This is a genomic window from Salinicola salarius, from assembly GCF_002179555.1.
GTDB classification, from domain to species: domain Bacteria; phylum Pseudomonadota; class Gammaproteobacteria; order Pseudomonadales; family Halomonadaceae; genus Salinicola; species Salinicola salarius_A.
This window is the reverse complement of the sequence record NZ_NHOU01000081.1, coordinates 1-2,989: the sequence shown is the minus strand read 5'-3', so window position 1 is coordinate 2,989 and position 2,989 is coordinate 1. Positions and strand designations below refer to the sequence as shown.

At 54.0% G+C, this 2,989-nt stretch carries 2 protein-coding genes; both read left to right on the top strand.

The features are described 5' to 3' along the window. Positions 1-313: 313 nt before the first annotated feature. Complete coding sequence (locus CCD76_RS20605; RefSeq protein ID WP_087721060.1) at positions 314-2,290, top strand: flagellin N-terminal helical domain-containing protein; 1,977 nt, start codon at positions 314-316, stop codon at positions 2,288-2,290. A gap of 166 nt (positions 2,291-2,456) precedes the next feature. After that, positions 2,457-2,693 carry a hypothetical protein gene (locus tag CCD76_RS19000; RefSeq protein ID WP_087721059.1) on the top strand — a complete coding sequence of 79 codons (237 nt, stop codon included), beginning with the start codon at positions 2,457-2,459 and terminating at the stop codon, positions 2,691-2,693. Positions 2,694-2,989: the final 296 nt, after the last annotated feature.

Genomic DNA, 2,989 nt, shown 5'->3' with positions numbered 1-2,989 from the left:
AGCTCTCTCGCTGCTAGCAGAGGATAACTTCCATAGGCGATCCGATCATCCGGGACCCTACAGCTAGATGTATTCCAAAGATACCATTGACGCGTCAATACTCCTCCAGCACGTTTGCAGCCGACCACGCATAAAGTCGGTTCGTAACCCCAGCGCTGGACGAACTACCGCCGTTCGACCAATCGCTGGGGCTGGGTTACAGACGAACCCAGGGTTAGCCGTTCATCCTTCTCGTAAATCACGCTAAAGAATGCCGTTATGCAGCCGATGATATCAGAATGCCTCCCTATTTCTCCCGGAGCCAGCTCTCGACATGTCGGTCATCAATACCAATCTTCTTGCCCTCAGGGCCCAGCAGAATCAAGGGCGAGCTTCGAATGGGCTTTCTACCTCGCTAGAGCGTCTGGCTTCTGGCCTGCGCGTCAACGGTGCCAAGGATGATGCCGCTGGGCAGGCGATCGGTAACCGCATGACGTCCCAAGTCAAGGGCCAGCAGCAGGCGATGCGCAATGCCAACGACGGTGTGTCACTGTCGCAGACGGCTCAGGATGCCTTGAGCGAAGTGAACGATCGTCTTCAGCGCATTCGTGAGCTAACGGTTCAAGGGTTGAGCGACACCTTGAGCGTGGCCGACCACGATGCGGTGCAAGCCGAGATCAACCTCAATCTGAAAGAAATCGATCGCCTCGCGCAGCAGTCGAATTTCAATGGTTTATCGCTCCTGGATGGCTCGGCTGGCAATGTCCAGCTTCAGGTTGGTGCCAATGATGACGAGACGCTGGGTGTCGACCTCTCTCCGCCGGGTTTCAGCGTGGATGAACTGGGGCTGACCGACTTCACCGTCTATGGCGTCGAGGGAAATCCGCAGCCTCTCGACACCTTGATGGGTACCGCTCGCAATATGGAGCTGAAGCCAGCAGCTGATGCCCAGGTCTCGACTGATCTGACTTTCCTCATCAATGGGTCATCAGTAGACACCAGCACTACCGACCTTGTCCGAAACGATAGCCGCGAGTTCGAGGGGCTTTACTTGACTCGCGTGGAAGACGGTGCACCCGCTTATTATTATTACAACCGGCTGGATGCGACACATTATACCGCCGAGAACCATAACGACATCACTATTGGAGGTGGCACATCGCTGTTCGAGGACCAGGCTCGCGTTAGCTTCGATGCGTCTCGAGCCACGTTCCTTGATGCCGACGACACTTCAACTTCGGGTACATTAGTCGAGTCCAACGACAACTATTATTTGCAGACCATGGATGGCGACGGGAATGCGTTATATCAACTCGCAACCGTTACCATGAACGCCGACGGATCTTCCGTCGTGAAGGCTCAGAATAATACGATCTATAGCGACCGAGGCGCAGATGGTGATGAGCCGCTTCCTGTTGCCGAAGGCAGTCTAACCGCTGTAGATCACATCGTGATTCCTGATAGCGCAACTATCAATTATGGCAGTGATGTCGATACCAGTGGCGGCACGCGGCTATTGGAGAAAAACACTTTCCTGCCAGGTGGACAAGGTCTCTACATCGAAACCTCGAGCGGCGGTGAGTATCAGTATCGACAGGCGGAAGTCTCCGTTATCGCAAGCAGCAAGAGCAATATCAACGTCGACGCGAGCTACGACGCGGGCAGCTCGGCAGCCACCTTCGATGTAGTCGACACGGTCGATGGGAAGTCAGTCATTACGCTTGATCCTTCGAACGTTCAGGTGGACTACCAGACATCGCAGAACACCTACGATGACGTACTCAGTACCGATGAGGACGGCTACGTCATGAATCTCGAGCAAAATGACGACGGTACCTATACTCAAGCAACGCTCGTTAACGACGACTTGAACTTCGGTACACTAATTCGCACCGAGAGCGGTAGTGGTGATCTCGTCATCTATCATCAGATGTCTTTCTCCGCCGTGACAGACGCCAGCCTGGAACAAACTGGCGGCGCAGTTCGCACCCAAATTGTCTTGACCCAAAGTGATGAAGATTTACGTATCAAGACGCCGAAAGACCCGCTTGCAACCCTGGACCGCGCCATTGCTCGCGTCGACGACAAGCGCAGCCTGCTGGGCGCAACAGAAAATCGCCTAGGTAGCGCTATCGATAACCTTGGTGCCAATACCCTCAATCTCAGCGAAGCCCGCTCTCGGATCATGGACGCCGACTATGCGACAGAAGTTTCCAACATGACCCGCGAGCAGATCCTGCAGCAGGCTGGCACCTCGGTCCTGGCCCAGGCCAACCAGGTACCGCAAGGTATTCTGTCTCTACTGCAGTGATTCGCCAGGCGAAGTTTAATTAGCATTCAACGGCTGGCGCGAGCCGCCCTTTTGCCTTCTGCTCTCGACTGCCGATCAAACGACAAAACACTTCTTTAATCAGCCCAATGGCTGGCGCTTATGCATGGTTTCATGCGCCCAAACTCGTCGTTTCCAGGTAGCATCAATGACAATAGAAGACTACGAATTCGTGTTGGCAGAGCTGCAGCGGCTCGTCGACGATGCCAAGGCGTTGATGGCGAAATTCGAAGCTGCAGAATTCGACCAGCAGCTGTCGGACGAATACCACACGCTACATGAGCTCTATGCCCGGGCGGTGAAGGCTCAAAAGCGTTATACCCATGAGGCATTGGATCTCATCGAATCCGACACTTCGGCATTGGAAAACTTTAATTTCAATTAAATCATATCAATTCCAATCAACAGCACGCACCTGCCGATTCGTCACCCTAGCCTCTTTTATATGCATCGGCTCCCTTCCTCACTTCAGAATCCCTCTTCACTGTCGATAACTGTAGAAATCAGTGTCGTCAGCCTTCCAGGTTTTGTCGGCTGGGCCTTATCGCTGGCTCAACTGTCTCTGCGCCGGCGCGCGAGGGGTGATGGCAAACTGCATCGGCACGCTCGAAGGTATCAATAGTGCTCATATGTAGGCGATTGACGATGGAGAAGTCGCTTCCCGACGGGTAGTCCGCATCA

Bases quoted from the DNA above. Each gene is read 5' to 3' on its own strand.
- CCD76_RS20605 (WP_087721060.1), top strand. From the start codon at position 314: ATGTCGGTCATCAATACCAATCTTCTTGCCCTCAGGGCCCAGCAGAAT.
- CCD76_RS19000 (WP_087721059.1), top strand. From the start codon at position 2,457: ATGACAATAGAAGACTACGAATTCGTGTTGGCAGAGCTGCAGCGGCTC.